The sequence below is a fragment of the Amycolatopsis sp. NPDC004378 genome (assembly GCF_053602455.1).
Map to the genome: position 1 here is coordinate 1 of NZ_JBSGDR010000027.1, position 13,302 is coordinate 13,302.

At 66.5% G+C, this 13,302-nt stretch carries 12 protein-coding genes; 6 read left to right on the top strand and 6 right to left on the bottom strand.

Translation table 11 applies throughout. The features are described 5' to 3' along the window. Window positions 1-678: ABC transporter ATP-binding protein (locus ACWEN0_RS43250; RefSeq protein ID WP_451986747.1), on the top strand; the 678-nt coding region annotated here is incomplete at its 5' end. Window positions 679-766: 88 nt separating this feature from the next. On the opposite strand, the gene ACWEN0_RS43255 is transcribed toward ACWEN0_RS43250, so the two are convergent. Genes ACWEN0_RS43255 through ACWEN0_RS43265 form a run of 3 tightly spaced genes read right to left on the bottom strand, consistent with a single transcriptional unit; the run spans window position 767 to window position 2,392 of the window. Further along, the gene (locus ACWEN0_RS43255) at window positions 767-1,075 is read right to left on the bottom strand and encodes a DUF3099 domain-containing protein (protein WP_451986749.1); all 309 of its coding nucleotides are present in this window, start codon (window positions 1,073-1,075) and stop codon (window positions 767-769) included. Window positions 1,076-1,101: 26 nt separating this feature from the next. Beyond that, window positions 1,102-1,821: an anti-sigma factor domain-containing protein gene (locus ACWEN0_RS43260; RefSeq protein WP_451986751.1), complete on the bottom strand. Its 720-nt coding sequence runs from the start codon at window positions 1,819-1,821 to the stop codon at window positions 1,102-1,104. After that, window positions 1,778-2,392: an RNA polymerase sigma factor gene (locus ACWEN0_RS43265; RefSeq protein WP_451986753.1), complete on the bottom strand. Its 615-nt coding sequence runs from the start codon at window positions 2,390-2,392 to the stop codon at window positions 1,778-1,780. Before ACWEN0_RS43265 ends, ACWEN0_RS43260 begins: the two co-directional genes overlap by 44 nt. A gap of 233 nt (window positions 2,393-2,625) precedes the next feature. Here ACWEN0_RS43265 and ACWEN0_RS43270 point away from each other — a divergent pair, with 233 nt between their 5' ends. Next, on the top strand, window positions 2,626-3,456 hold the full coding sequence (locus tag ACWEN0_RS43270) for a DUF4397 domain-containing protein (RefSeq protein WP_451986755.1): 831 nt from the start codon (window positions 2,626-2,628) through the stop codon (window positions 3,454-3,456). Window positions 3,457-3,536: 80 nt separating this feature from the next. Then, window positions 3,537-4,145: a class F sortase gene (locus ACWEN0_RS43275; protein WP_451986757.1), complete on the top strand. Its 609-nt coding sequence runs from the start codon at window positions 3,537-3,539 to the stop codon at window positions 4,143-4,145. 540 nt (window positions 4,146-4,685) lie between these two features. Here ACWEN0_RS43275 and ACWEN0_RS43280 read toward each other — a convergent pair. Continuing rightward, entirely contained in the window at window positions 4,686-6,848 is a 2,163-nt protein-coding gene (locus tag ACWEN0_RS43280; protein WP_451986759.1) for an MMPL family transporter, read from the bottom strand. Between the two features lie 55 nt (window positions 6,849-6,903). On the opposite strand from ACWEN0_RS43280, the gene ACWEN0_RS43285 reads away from it, so the two are divergent. Together ACWEN0_RS43285 and ACWEN0_RS43290 are read left to right on the top strand one after the other, a co-directional pair. Beyond that, complete coding sequence (locus ACWEN0_RS43285; protein ID WP_451986761.1) at window positions 6,904-7,392, top strand: MarR family winged helix-turn-helix transcriptional regulator; 489 nt, start codon at window positions 6,904-6,906, stop codon at window positions 7,390-7,392. Between the two features lie 216 nt (window positions 7,393-7,608). Beyond that, window positions 7,609-9,255: a purple acid phosphatase family protein gene (locus tag ACWEN0_RS43290; RefSeq protein WP_451986763.1), complete on the top strand. Its 1,647-nt coding sequence runs from the start codon at window positions 7,609-7,611 to the stop codon at window positions 9,253-9,255. A 162-nt stretch (window positions 9,256-9,417) separates the two neighbouring features. Here ACWEN0_RS43290 and ACWEN0_RS43295 read toward each other — a convergent pair whose 3' ends face one another. Next, window positions 9,418-10,572, bottom strand: coding sequence for an IS30 family transposase (locus ACWEN0_RS43295; RefSeq protein WP_451986887.1), 1,155 nt, complete (start codon window positions 10,570-10,572; stop codon window positions 9,418-9,420). Between the two features lie 1,693 nt (window positions 10,573-12,265). Between ACWEN0_RS43295 and ACWEN0_RS43300 the strand changes: the two genes are divergently transcribed. Further along, the gene (locus ACWEN0_RS43300) at window positions 12,266-12,490 is read left to right on the top strand and encodes a hypothetical protein (RefSeq protein WP_451986765.1); all 225 of its coding nucleotides are present in this window, start codon (window positions 12,266-12,268) and stop codon (window positions 12,488-12,490) included. A 311-nt stretch (window positions 12,491-12,801) separates the two neighbouring features. Here ACWEN0_RS43300 and ACWEN0_RS43305 read toward each other — a convergent pair whose 3' ends face one another. Beyond that, window positions 12,802-13,044 (bottom strand): hypothetical protein, encoded by a 243-nt coding sequence (locus tag ACWEN0_RS43305; protein ID WP_451986767.1) that lies wholly within the window; start codon window positions 13,042-13,044, stop codon window positions 12,802-12,804. Window positions 13,045-13,302 lie beyond the last annotated feature (258 nt).

Consider the following 13,302-nt stretch of genomic DNA (forward strand, 5'->3'; position numbering starts at 1 on the left):
CTCCGCGGCCAGATGCGGACGTCGGTGTCGAAGATCCAGAAGCAGCTCGGCACCACGACGCTGTACGTCACGCACGACCAGACCGAGGCCATGACGCTGGGCGACCGCGTCGTGGTGCTGCGAGCCGGGTACGTGCAGCAGATCGGCTCTCCGCAGTTCCTCTACGACAACCCGGCGAACCTGTTCGTGGCCGGGTTCATCGGCTCGCCGTCGATGAACTTCGTCCCGGCGACGCTGGAGAACAACGAGCTGCGCAGCGCGCTGGGCACGACGCCGCTGACGGACCGCGTCCGGCAGCTGGTGGAGAAGGCGGACGCGCCGCGCGAGGTCCTCGTCGGCATCCGGCCCGAGCACTTCGAGGACGCGGGCCTGGTCGAGGCCGGGCAGAAGTCCGGCGGCGGCACGTTCACCGCGCACATCGACGTGCTCGAGTCGATGGGCTCGGAGAAGTTCGCCCACTTCACGGTGGAGGGCGAGATCGCGACGTCGGAAGAGCTCGCCGAGCTCGCCGCCGACAGCGGCTCGTCCGACGTGCCGGGTTCGGAGTCCCAGATCGTGGCCCGCCTCTCGGCCGAGTCGGCCGCGGCGGAGAACGCGGACCTCGAAGTCTGGTACGACGCGGACAAGATCAAGCTGTTCGACCCGTCGAACGGCAAGAACCTCACCTACGAGGACTGACCCGCAAGCCCGTGAAGGTCGGGCGGTAGTGGATCAAGCAGTCAACACGAGGACGATCGGACGAAATCACCGCGCACCGCATGGTGGTTCAACCGTCGATCACTCGGTGGCCCGCCCGCTCGAGGGCAGCGGGATCACGGTGGTAACGGCTGACCTTCTCGGTTTTGCGCGGTGGCCGGTCGTTGGCGATCAGCACGGCCGCCCACGGGAGCGGAACCGAGATCGCCAGGAAAGTCAGCGCGAGCCACCAGGTCTGCGCCGTCACCCCCGCGAGCACGAGACACGGCACGCGGCAGGCCATCATGACCACGTACTTGCGCTTGCGGGCAGCCAACTGGTCTTCGTACGACGGCTCGGCGCCGGTGATGAGCACAGAACGGGGTTCTTTGCCTGACATGTCTTCACCTCCGCACGTCGATCGGTTCAGGCACCGAAGGTGCCTTGCAGCATGCTGGTGCCGTGCTCCTGCTGCCCGAGAGCCTGAGCCGAAACGTCGACGACGGGGTAGCTGCTCAGCGGGAGGCCGGCAGGAACGGCGACCTCCACCTCGGTGCTCGAAGTGACACCCAACGGGATCATCGTCTTGAGGCCGTCGAAAAGCCAGATCTCGTAGAGCCCGTCAGGCGCGGGCATGCCGCTCAACCGAACCTTCATCCGCAGCGAACCCGAGCCGTCATCGACGATCTGCACGCGCCCGGTAGCACCGGCCGGCGCCGACGTCTGCCGGGTCAACTGCGCCTCCGCGACGACGCGCGCATCGCCACCACCAGTGTTCGAGGCGATGAGCGTGCCGGCCACTCCTACCGCCGCGGCGGCGGTCGCGATGACAGCGTAACGGACTCCGCGGGACGACCGGCGAGCACGGATCGGCCGTTGCGCCATCAGCGCCCGGTGATCGGCTTCCGCCACGGACGCTGGCCGTCTCTGGCCGGTTTCGGCGGCGATCCGGTCCCACACCGCTTCGCTCACCGGCGGCAGCGACGTTTCCGCGGCCGTCTCCCGGCCGAGTCCAGCGACAGCGCGCAGCGAGTCGAATTCGTCTCGGCAGTCGGCGCAGCGGTCGAGGTGAGCGGTGTCGGCGGCGTCGGGGCGCTGGTGGTCAAGGGCGAGCAGGACGAGGTGCTCGGGATCGGGGTGCGACATCATTCACCTCCTGCGGGGAACGTTCGAGCTGGGCACGCAGGCTCTGTATGCCGCGGCGGAGATGACTCTTCACCGTGCCGAGGGGCAGTCCGGTCTCCTCCGCTATCTGAGTGTGGGTCATATCAGCGTAGAAGGCGAGCCGGAGTACCTCCTGCTGTGACTCCGGGAGCCGCGTCATGCCGTCGGCGAGGACCAAGCGGTCCACGATGCGTTCCGGTGACTCGGCGACCTCTCCTCCGGTCGTTGTGACGGCAGCGACAGCTTCGCTGTCCCGCTGGTGGCGCCCGCGTGAACGAAGCAGATCGACGATGCGGCGCCGCGTGATCCCCAGCAACCAGGCGAGCAAGCCGGCCTTTTCCGGGTCGTAGGTCTCGCGGCCGCTCCATGCGGAGACGAAGGTCGCTTGCACGACGTCGTCGACGTCCGCGATGTCGCGGAGACTGGCCCGGGCCAGCCGTTGGACAGCGGGGCCGTGCCGGTCGAACACCGCGCGCAGGGCGTCCGGCTCGCCGTCGGCGAACCGCCGCGCGAGATCGTCTGCCGTGTCGCTCAGCGCGGCATCATCGGGCACGAGCGACACCCTAGCCGTACGTGACGGCGGCGCGACACCTCTGGTCATCAGCATCGTCGTCGCTCCGGGTGCTCCTGGCGGGGTGATCCGTCGAATGGTGTACGTCGATCGACAGGGCATCGGATGCGGTGCGGAACCGTTCGTTCGGAGTAACTGTCGCGCTCGCTGCATCCAGCCGGGTAAGTCCGGACGAATCGACGGACACCTCAACCTCCAGTCCGAAGGAGCTGTCGATGAACAACCCACTCCGCTCGCTCGCCCTCCTGGCCTCGGCCGGAGCATTGGCGGCGCTGTCCGTCGCTTTCCCCGGCGCGGCGTCGGCGGCCGACGAGTCGATGGTGTCGGTGGTGCACGGCATTCCCGGCCAACCCGTGGACGTGTACGTCAACGGCAAGAAGACGCTGGACAACTTCCAGCCGGCGAGTGTGGCCGGGCCCCTGAGCCTGACAGCGGGCACCTATGACGTCGCGTTGACGAAGCCCGGCGATCCGGTCAGCAGTGCCCTGCTGGAGAACAAAAGCCTGGCAGTGCCCGGTGGGAAGAACCTGAGCCTGGTGGCTCATCTCGACACCTCGGCCAAACCAGCACTGACCGCGTTCGCCAACGACACGTCGATGATCGCGGCCGGGAAGGCCCGGCGGGTGGTCCGGCACACGGCCGCGGCGCCGGCGGTGGACGTCCGAGCGGCCGGCAAACCAAGGTTCCCCGGCTTGACCAACCCGAAGGAAGCGATGGCCGATGTCCCCGCGGGAACGGTCAGCGCCGACGTGACTTTGGCCGGGACCTCGACCATCGTGCTCGGCCCGAAGGACCTTAACCTCACCGCGGGGACATCGACGATCGTTTATGCGATCGGTTCGGCCGACGCCAAAACACTCGCGCTCGTCGCGCAGACGATCAAGAATCTGGGCGGCGCGCCGTCCTCGATGCCGACCGGAACCGGTGGACTTGCCGTCGATGACGCCGGTGACTGGTGGTCCGTGGTCTCGGCGGTTGGAGTCTTCCTGGTGGTCGCCGGGGTGGTCCTGCTGCTCCGGCGGCGTCCGGAGACGCGATCGCGGTGACACGCACCCGACGCGGCGGGTCCCGGGGCTCCACCGGGACCCGCCGTCCCACCGCCGTCGCCCTGATCGCCGCCGGAGTGATGGCCACTGCCACGGGAACACTGCTGAGCACCTGGCACGAGCCGTCGGACGAGGAGATTTCGCCAGCCGTCGCAGGTTTGGAGACGCCAAGTCCTCAGGCCTCCCTCCCGGCCACGCAGCCCGCCAACCTGCCCACGAAAGTTCGTACGATTCGACCAGTCCGGCTCGACGTGCCGCAGATCGGCGTCGAGGCGACCGTGATACCAGCCGGGGTCGACGAGAAGGGAGCGTTTTTTGTCCCGCCGAGTGTGAACACCGTCGGCTGGTACCGGTTCGGGCCGGGCTTAGATGCTTCGGCCGGCTCTCTGGTCATCGGCGGACACGTCGACAGCGCCGAAGCCGGACCGGGCGCGTTCTTCCGGCTCAAAGAGCTCAAATCAGGTTCAGTCCTTTCTCTCACCGGCGACGACAACGTGACCCGCGCTTACAAAGTGGTGGCGACTGAGCGGATCGCGAAGGACAAGATCGACCTCCGGTCATACTTCGCGACGATGGGAGCCCCTCGGGTGACGCTGTTCACCTGCGGCGGAAGCTTCGACCGAACGGCAAGGAGCTATCGCGACAACATCGTGGTGACCGCGGTACCCACGCAGGTCGGTGAAAGCTAGCGAGCGCCTGGCGAGGTCCCGGTTGGTTGCCGGGACCCTGCTGGTCATATCGCGGTTTCGACGAGGCGCGATGAGGTGTTGCGCAGACAGGCGTCGTAGGACGTGCCGCGGAGGATCTCAACGAGGTGGCCGAGCAGGCTGTAGCCAGTGTGGTTGTACGAGAACTCCTGGGGTACGTCGCGGAGCGGCTTCTCGAGACAGTCGCCCCTCTGAAGCCCGCGGTTTGACTGAGCAGCCGGCGCACCGTGATCCGCTCGTCGGCGAGACGAACTCCGGTACGTATTGCCGGATCGGTTCGTCGATATCGAGCTTGTCCTTGTCGGACAGCTGGAGAACCCAGCGGCGCCATCGACAACTCGCCCGTTCCAACGGACCTCCCATCCCACTGCCGGACGCGCTTGCTCATGCACGAAGGCCCTGAGAACGTTCGGGGCGAAGAAAACTCCCAGAGTACCGACGAACGAGCCGTGGAGCGGCCCGGATACGCCCTCCCGCGTTGTGGTGATCCCGCCCCTGCGTTGCCGCGCAGCGGTCCGATGATCAAGCGCGACCGACAATCCTCGACGTGCCGCGAGGACCACCGGATCGGGCGTCACTTTCACGGTCTTCGCGGCCGCCGGCACCGTGGCGTGACGGCGGCGCTTTCTCGGACGGCCTCGAGGGCCACCAGAATCTTTCACCCAGCAACAGCGCGATAGCGGGCAAGACCAGCGTGCGCACCAACAGAGTGTCGAGCAGGACACCGATACCGACGACGACGCCGATCTGGGTGAGCACGATGACCGGTAGGACACCGAGGACGGTGAAGACCGAAGCCAAGAGAATGCCCGCCGAGGTGATGACTCCGCCGGTGGCGCCGAGCGCGCGAACCATCGCGCCGCGGGTGTCGCCCAGGACGATGGTTTCCTCCCGGGCCCGGGTGACCAGAAAGATGTTGTAGTCCACGCCCAAGGCGACCAGGAACAGAAAGCTGAGCAACGGCACGTTGGCGTCCAAAGCCGGGATGTCCAGCAGACGCGTCAGGCCTGTCGACGCCGCGCCGAGACTCGCCGCGAAGCTGGCGATCACGGTCAACAAGAGCAGTACCGGCGCCACCAGCGAGCGCAGCAGCAGGATGAGCACCAGCAAGACAACCGCCAGGACTAGCGGGCCGATCATCGCGTCGTCGCGCAGGTTGGCGTCCCTCTTGTCCAGGTCGGCCGCTGGTGCGCCACCGACCTGCGCGTCCGCACCCGGCACCTCGGCGAGCGCGGCACGGATGGCCCGGACTCCACGGTCGGCTTCCGCGGTCCCGGAACCCGCGGCCAGGTCGACCGAAAGCTTCGTCAGCAGCCCGTCGTCGGACGATTCGGGTGGTCCTACGTTCACCACTCCGTCGACCCCGTTGATCCCGGCTGTCACGGCATCTGCCGCCGAGGATGCGCTGATCACGGTGACCGGCTGGGACGAACCCGCGGGGAAGTGTCTGGCCAGCGCGTTCTGCGCGGTGACGGACTGGACGGGTGTCCGGAACTGCTCGGTCTGCGACAAGCCGATCTTCGTCGTGAAGAGACCCGCCGCGCAGCCACCGAGGATCAGAACCGCAACGGTCAGCACAGTCGCCGGACGCTTGCCGACCCCACTGGCGATGCGTGCCCACAACCCGGTATCAGCCGGCTCATCACTACCGAGCTTGGGCACGAACGGCCAGAACACGCCACGCGGCAGGGAGACTAGGGCTGCCGGTAGCACGACAATTCCGAACACCAACGCGACCGCGACCCCGAGGGCAGCGGAAATGCCGAGAGTGCGGTTACTGGTCAAGACCGCCGCAAGGAGCGTCAGCAGCGCTAAGATGACGGTCGCAGCGCTGCCCAGGATGGCCGGTGTGACACCACGCAGGGCCTGGGCCATCGCCGTGCGGCGATCCGGCGTGCGCCGCAACTCTTCTCGGTAGCGGGAGATCAGCAACAGCGCGTAGTCCGTACCGGCGCCGAAGACCAGCACTGACACGATGCCACTGACCGACGCGTCAGTACGTTCACCTACCAGACGTGCGACCCACGGTAAGAGGTTGGCTGCCAGCTGATCACCCACCCCGACGACGACCAGGGGGATGATCCACAGGATCGGACTGCGGTAGGTGAGTAGCAGCAACAGGGCGACCACGCCGGCGGTGACAAGCAGCAAAGTGATGTCGGCGCCGTCGAAGGCTGCCGATATGTCACGACTGAATGCGGGGCCCCCCGTGACCTGGGCGGCAAGACCGGCAGGCAGCGGATTCGACGAGGTCCCGGCCACGGTTGCCCGAATGTCGTCGACCAACTTGCTCTCGGCAGCGTCGTCGAGACCCCCGCCGACGGGAACGATCAGCAACGCCGCCGCACCGTCCGGCGACAGTGTCGGCTCCGGAACAAAACCGCCGTCTGCGAGGGGGGCGAGGAGCTTGCGAGCGGCGGAGATGACGGATTTGTCGAGTGCGCTCAGCGTCTCGTCCGCACGTTCGAAGACGACGATCGCGGCATCGGCGCGGCCACTGGGGAATCGGTCTGCGAGCTGCGTCACCCGCGTCGACTGCTTTCCGGCGGGGAGGCCGTCGGCGGGCTGCGCGGCCGGCTGCGCCGGCGATGTCAGGAGCACCAGTACAGCCAGGAGCGCCGTCGCCAGCACGACGAGGACGGCACCAATCCTGCTGGTGACAGCAGCGGTCCAGCGAGCACCCACGGAATTTCCTTCGTTCAGTGAATCTTTCGTTGAACGAAACGATAGGATGATAGCCGTGCCGACGCAACCCTCTTCCCCCGAGCGCGACGAGGCCCTGGACGACCTCATCGACGCACTGCGGCTGTTCACCGTCGAGACCGACGTGTTCGTCGACGTGTTCGCCCGCGCTCACGGACTCGGACGCAGCGACCTCAATGCGATCATGTGGATCAGCGAGGGTACCCGCAGTGGCCAGTCAATGACCGTAGGTGAACTGGCTGGTCGACTCGGGCTCGGAGCCCCCGCGACAACCGGACTGGTGGACCGCCTGGAGAAGGTCGGCCATGTGCGTCGTCAACGCGATCCGCAAGACCGCCGCAGGGTCACTATCGTCATGACGCCACAGGCACTGCGGTTGGCGACGGAATTCTTCATACCCCTCGGCCGGCTGATGCACGACACCGTCGCTGACGTCAGCTCCCAAGATCTGCGGGACGCGACCGCCGTGGTGCGGATGATGATCACCGCAGTCGTCGACGCGCGCAGAGCCACCGCTGAGCCGTAGCCGAAACAGCGGTCACCAAGCGGCGGCGTCCACAGATGCGGCCCGATACGGGTGCTCCCAGGTCAATCAAGCATTCGCGGACGCTCGGCACATGCCGATCCTCCACCACAAGGTAAACTCACCTTGACACTCTCTTGACCTTTCCTGGGACACCTGGTCAGCCGCTGTTCGTCTCAGTGTTGAGAACCTGGCATGCGCGTCGGCGAATATTCGCGCATGGAAATCCCGAGAGTCGGGGTACCCGACGCGCTGGCTACCCGCCTCACCATGGCCGAGCAGCACGAGTACCTCACCCGCCGCTCCCTGCTCAAGGGAGCCGCCGCCACTGGCGCCCTTCTTGCGGCCGGTCCGCTTCTGGTGCCCGGGACCGCCTACGCCGACGGCGCCAAGGTCACCCCGGCCGGCCGTCACCTCGCCTTCGGACGCAACCCTCGCACCGAAATCCGTGTCGCCTGGGAGGTGCCGACACGGGTCAAGAACCCCTTCCTGCGGATCGCAGAGTTCGAGCCACGCCTTCCCGGCGAGAACCCATCGGCACAGCACCATGACAGGCACGGGATTCAGTGGGGGCACCGGATCCCCGCGGAGACGCGCGCGCTGCACTCCGAGGTCGCCGGGGTCATCGCGCCTTACGACCAGTACTACCTGCACGCCGAGGCGAACTGTCTCAGGCCGGGCCGGACCTACACCTACGCGGTCGGCCACGACGGGTTCGACCCGGCTCGCGGCGACGGCGGCGCCACCGCGCTCTCGACGTTCACCACCGCCCCTGCCCGCGGCTTCCCCACCGACAAGTTCACCTTCACCGCGTTCGGTGACCAAGGCGTCTCCACCACGGCGCTGGCTCAGGACGGCGCAGTCGCGAAGCAGCACCCGCGCTTCCACCTGCTCGCCGGCGACATCGCCTACGCCGATCCCAGCGGCGCCGGCCTGCCGCCCGGTCCGGTCGCCGACGGCAGCCACGACCTCTACGACCCGAAGGTCTGGGACGCCTACTACACCCAGATCGAAGGCGTCGCCGCCTCCGTGCCGTGGATGGTCACCACCGGCAACCACGACATGGAAGCCCTGTACTCCCCCGATGGCTACGGCGGCCAGACGAAACGCTGGGACTTCCCCGGCAGCGGCCCGGCCGACTGCCCGAGCGTATACTCGTTCATCTACGGCAACGTCGGCGTGATCTCCCTGGACGCCAACGACGTCTCCTACGAGATCCCGGCCAACCACGGCTATTCGCACGGCTCTCAAACCGCGTGGCTCAAGCGCCGCCTGCGCTACCTCCGGCAACAGCCCGACGTCGACTTCATCGTGGTGTTCTTCCACCACTGCGCCTACTCGACGACCAACCAGCACGCCTCCGAAGGCGGAGTGCGGGACGAGTGGGTGCCGCTGTTCGACCAATATCACGTCGACCTGGTCGTCAACGGGCACAACCACATCTACGAACGAACCGACGCGTTGCGCGGCGGCCGGATCACGCGGAAGGTCGCGATTGGCGACACCGTCGACCCGGACCGCGACGGCACGGTCTACGCCACCTGCGGCGGCGGAGGCCGCAGCATCTACAGCTTCCCGGTACCCGACACCTTCGACGGCGAGTTCACCAGCTACCACTGGGTGAACGGCGGCGGCAAGGAAACCGAAACCGTCGGCTGGTCTCGCGTGCGTTACACCGGCTACTCCTTCCTCGCCATCGACGTAAGCCCTGCCTGGTTCGGACGCAAAACCACACTGACCGTTCGGACACTCCGCAACGATGGCGCCGAGATCGACCAATTCACCCTGCGCCGCACCGCCGGTCTCCACACGGCAACCGGAGCCTTCAGCGCCACTGGACTCGGCTCTGACCCGGGAGACGCTTGAGACGTCGTCAGAAGTCTTCCGGAAGGTCCGCGATGCGCGGCGGCTTCCGACTGGCCATGGCATCGTGATTTGGCCCCGGTTTGGCACCTTGAGTTCTAAAGGTGATCGCAACACCAGCTATGAAAGGTGTTGCAGTGACCGGATCCCGACGAAACGGCGGATTCAGGCGATGATCGCAACGTTCGGGGGTAGGAGTGTTGCGACGAGGTTATCGAAGAGGTGGGCTGGTGTCGCCCAGTCGAGCCGTTTGCGGGGTCGGGTGTTGAGCTCGGCCGCGACCTTTGAGAGGTCGACTGCGGAGTGGACGGACAGGTCGGTGCCCTTGGGGAAGTACTGGCGCAGCAGCCCGTTGGTGTTCTCGTTGAGGCCGCGCTGCCACGGCTTGGCTGGTTCGCAAAAGTAGACCGGGACCCCGGTGGCCGTGGTGAAGGCGTCGTGGCGGCTCATTTCGCTGCCTTGATCCCAGGTCAGCGACTTGGCCAGGGTCGCCGGAAGGGTCGCGAAGCGGCGGATGAGGGCGTCAAGGACGTGCTCGGCGCTGCGGCCGTCGGGCAGGTGGGCGAGCATCAGATAGCGGGTGGTGCGTTCGACCAGGGTGGCGATGGCTGAGCGGTTGCCGGCGCCGATGATGAGGTCGCCTTCCCAATGGCCGGCCTCGAGCCGGTCGAGGACGTGCGCGGGACGCTGGTGGATTAGCGTGCCGGGATCGATGAACCTGGTGGCCCGCTGGTCGGCGCGTCGGCGGGTGCGGCGCTGCTCGCGTTTAGTGCGGAGTTTTGCCGCGGTGTCGCGGTGCAGGCCGCCGCGTTCAGGCCGGTAGATCGCCTGGTAGATGGTTTCGGGCGCGGCTCGCATCTCCGGGTCGTCGGGGAACTGAGTGACCAGGTCGCGGCTGATCTGTTCCGGGCTCCAGTGGTGGTCGAGGCGTTGCTGGACCTCGGCGGCCAGCTGCGGGTTGCGGCGCAGCTTGCCTGCCTTGGATCGTGCGCGTCGCAGGACGGCGCGGCGTTGGGCCTGGTGAGGGTGGTAGTCGGTGGATTTCGGGTCGCGGTTGCGGCGAATCTCCCGACTGATCGTGGCGGGGCTGCGACCGAGCTGGCGGGCGATCTCGCGGATGGAGTTGTCGGCGCGGAGCAGGTCGGCGATCTTCATCCGCTCTTCCTCGGACAGGAACCGCGAGGAGATGTCACGAACGGGCGAGATCGGCTCGTAGGAGTATGTGCGTCCCGCGCTGTCGGTGCTCGTGCGGCCGTAGCGCCACCGGGTGCCGGTCCTGCGGTTGACCCCGACCTGCCGACACGCTTCCGCGTTGCTCATGCCCTGCGCCATGAGCTGAAGATATTGATCTCGCTTGGCCACCTGGGGCTCGGGACCACGCTTGCGGATGTTTCGTCGGGATCCGGTCACTGCAACACCTTTCATAGCTGGTGTTGCGATCACCTTTAGAACTCAAGATGCCAAACCGGGGCCAATTCGACTTGCCGAAATCATCCGACCTAGCCGTGACAACTAGCCATGCCGACGCCCCACTTGGCCCGCTGGTAGGAAAGGCCGACAGAACAGGCTTCCGGTCGATCAAAGCTTCTCGTTTCCCGCAGGCAGTCGGCTACTCTCCGCCAGCGGTCGGATTCGTGGCGACGAACGATGTACTCGGGTCCCGGAGAATCACCCACCAGGCGATCACCTCGACAAGACCAAGCAGCATCGCCACGACAACCGCGGTTGCTGGTACGGCGCTGACGAACGCCTCCCTGGCGAGAGACAACGTACGCACCAAGGGCGCCGCGAGAAAGTCGGACCTCTACGACTCACTGGGCATCGACAGCGACGGACACCATCAGGTGCTCTCCAGCCGCAAAGTCCCCAACGGTCCCACATTCAGCGACCCCGGCGGTGTCGCTGATCGATGGCTCCGGCACCTACGCCAAGGCGTTCCGCGCGGCCAAACGCCTTTGACAACAGATACAGGTCCACGAAACGAACTGTGATCAGCGAAAAGGTTCCGGCGAGCCCCTCTCGGCCAGACTTAAGTAAGACACCCGTGTGAGTGCGGGGTCCCTGATCGAGAGGGCAGGATCGGAGATCCTGTGCGTATGTCCACACCATCTGACAAGCAGTCCCGGGGTCCGTCCGGCGAGGAGCAGGCTGACACTGCACCGCGTCCGTCGTGACGGGCGTTCACTGCGGAGTACAAGCTCGCCATGGCCGCCGAGTACGAGAACGCCCCGAACGGGGAGAAGGGTGCGTTCCTGTGCCGTGAGGGCTTGTACTCCTCTCACATCATCGAGTAGACATGAGCTCGCGACGCAGGTCTGGGCGGTGAACCCGCCGAGCCGGGAACATCACTGAAACGGACACGGAAGTCGGCCAAGCAGATAGATCCGGAGAAACTCCACCGGCAAAACCAGAAACTGGCCGCTGATTTGACGGAAACCCGGGTGGTGCTCGACATTATGTAAAAACCACACGCGCTCTTGGAAGAGCTCTCCGAGAGCACGGACAAACACCGAGCCGCCCAAGACGTCCTGACCGCCGCGTTCACCGAACTGCGCGCGGCAAAGGGGCCGGTGACGAGATCGTGCACGCTAACCGATATATCGCGGGCGACCCATGATCGACACGTCAACCCGCAAGGACGGCGCACAGTCCGCGGCTGCCCCGCGCGCCACCGCCGAAGGCCCTCGACACCGCCGAGCAGGACTGGACGCTGGCCTTGACGACCCATTTAGAATACCGGGACCTGACGATCCCGCAAGTATGGGACAGAGAACTGAACGAGTGCCGATACTGGTGTTCGGTCTCCACGATGCACCGGATCGCCCGCGCGGCCGGCCAGGTCCGGTAACGGCGCCGGCTGGCCACCCACCCTGCCCGGGTCCGACCCGAGCTAGTCCCCCGCGAGCCCAGTGAGGTGTGGTCGCGGGAAATCACCGCACTGAAGGGACCCTCGAAAGGGATCTCGTACAAATGCCGCGGCATCCTCGACATCTAGTATCGCTATGCCACCGGCTTGCTGGTCGTTGCCGTGGAGGACGCTGTCGCGGCGAAGGATTTTCTCGACGAAGCCATGAACCACAATGGAAGCCTGCCGCACACCATCCACACCGACCGTGGTAGCGCAATGATATCGAAACCGGTGTCGGAACTCCTGGTTGGTCTCCGTGTCATCCACTCCCATTCCCGCCTCCACACCTCGAATGACAACCCGTACTCGGAGGCTCAGTTCAAACCCTGAACTATATGCTCGATTTCCCTGAGCGATTCGGTTCGCTGGAGGACGCACGCGTGTTCTGTGACGGGCTTTTTCATGGCCTACAACCTCGAGCACCGGCATTCGGAGATCGGGATGCGCACCCTCGCCTCGGCACACTTCGGCACCGGCCCGCCGCCACGCCGCCGACCGCGGAGCCGTCGCCGGGCTGCTCGCCGCCACCCAAACCCTCGCCGACGTCCACGCCGGCGACACCGTCCTGGTCGTCGCCGCCCCGCGCTTCCACCCGGCCGTGGTGACGGCTGGGACATCGCGTCGGCCGGGGACTGCCGCGCCTACGAATACGACTCCGACACCGATGTCCTCACCTGCTCACCACCGACCACACCGAAGGCCAGCAGCTGCGCAAGCGCCTCGCCGAGCACTACCGAGACCGGCCACAGGAACTCGAGAACCTGGCCGCCCGACGAGACAACATCGTCACCAGCTCCGTGGCCACTCTCGACGACGACTCCCTCGGCCACATCACCACGACCGGGCCGCGTTGCCGCTTGCTGTTGACCAGCGACGGCGTCCACCAACCGTGCCCCACGCCTCCCTCGCCCGCGCCGTCCGCACGTTCAGCGACCCGGCCGCCTGCGGGTGTCGGCGGCCCGGTTCTCGTCGCGGCCGCAGACGACGATCGTGTACTGGTCTCCGGCCGGCCTCAGGGTGGTAGCGTGGTCGATTCCGCGTGACGAGCCCGCGACGCGGGCGCTCGAGTTACGTGCTACGGATTCGTTGTCGTTCGCGGGAACCTGAACTTCGCGGTGCCGGATTTGCCGGAGGTTCGTTGC

Coding starts and splice junctions, on each gene's coding strand:
- ACWEN0_RS43290 (WP_451986763.1), top strand. CDS start 7,609: ATGGAAATCCCGAGAGTCGGGGTACCCGACGCGCTGGCTACCCGCCTC.
- ACWEN0_RS43255 (WP_451986749.1), bottom strand. CDS start 1,075: ATGTCAGGCAAAGAACCCCGTTCTGTGCTCATCACCGGCGCCGAGCCG.
- ACWEN0_RS43275 (WP_451986757.1), top strand. CDS start 3,537: ATGGCCACTGCCACGGGAACACTGCTGAGCACCTGGCACGAGCCGTCG.
- ACWEN0_RS43295 (WP_451986887.1), bottom strand. CDS start 10,572: ATGAGCAACGCGGAAGCGTGTCGGCAGGTCGGGGTCAACCGCAGGACC.
- ACWEN0_RS43270 (WP_451986755.1), top strand. CDS start 2,626: ATGAACAACCCACTCCGCTCGCTCGCCCTCCTGGCCTCGGCCGGAGCA.
- ACWEN0_RS43260 (WP_451986751.1), bottom strand. CDS start 1,821: ATGTCGCACCCCGATCCCGAGCACCTCGTCCTGCTCGCCCTTGACCAC.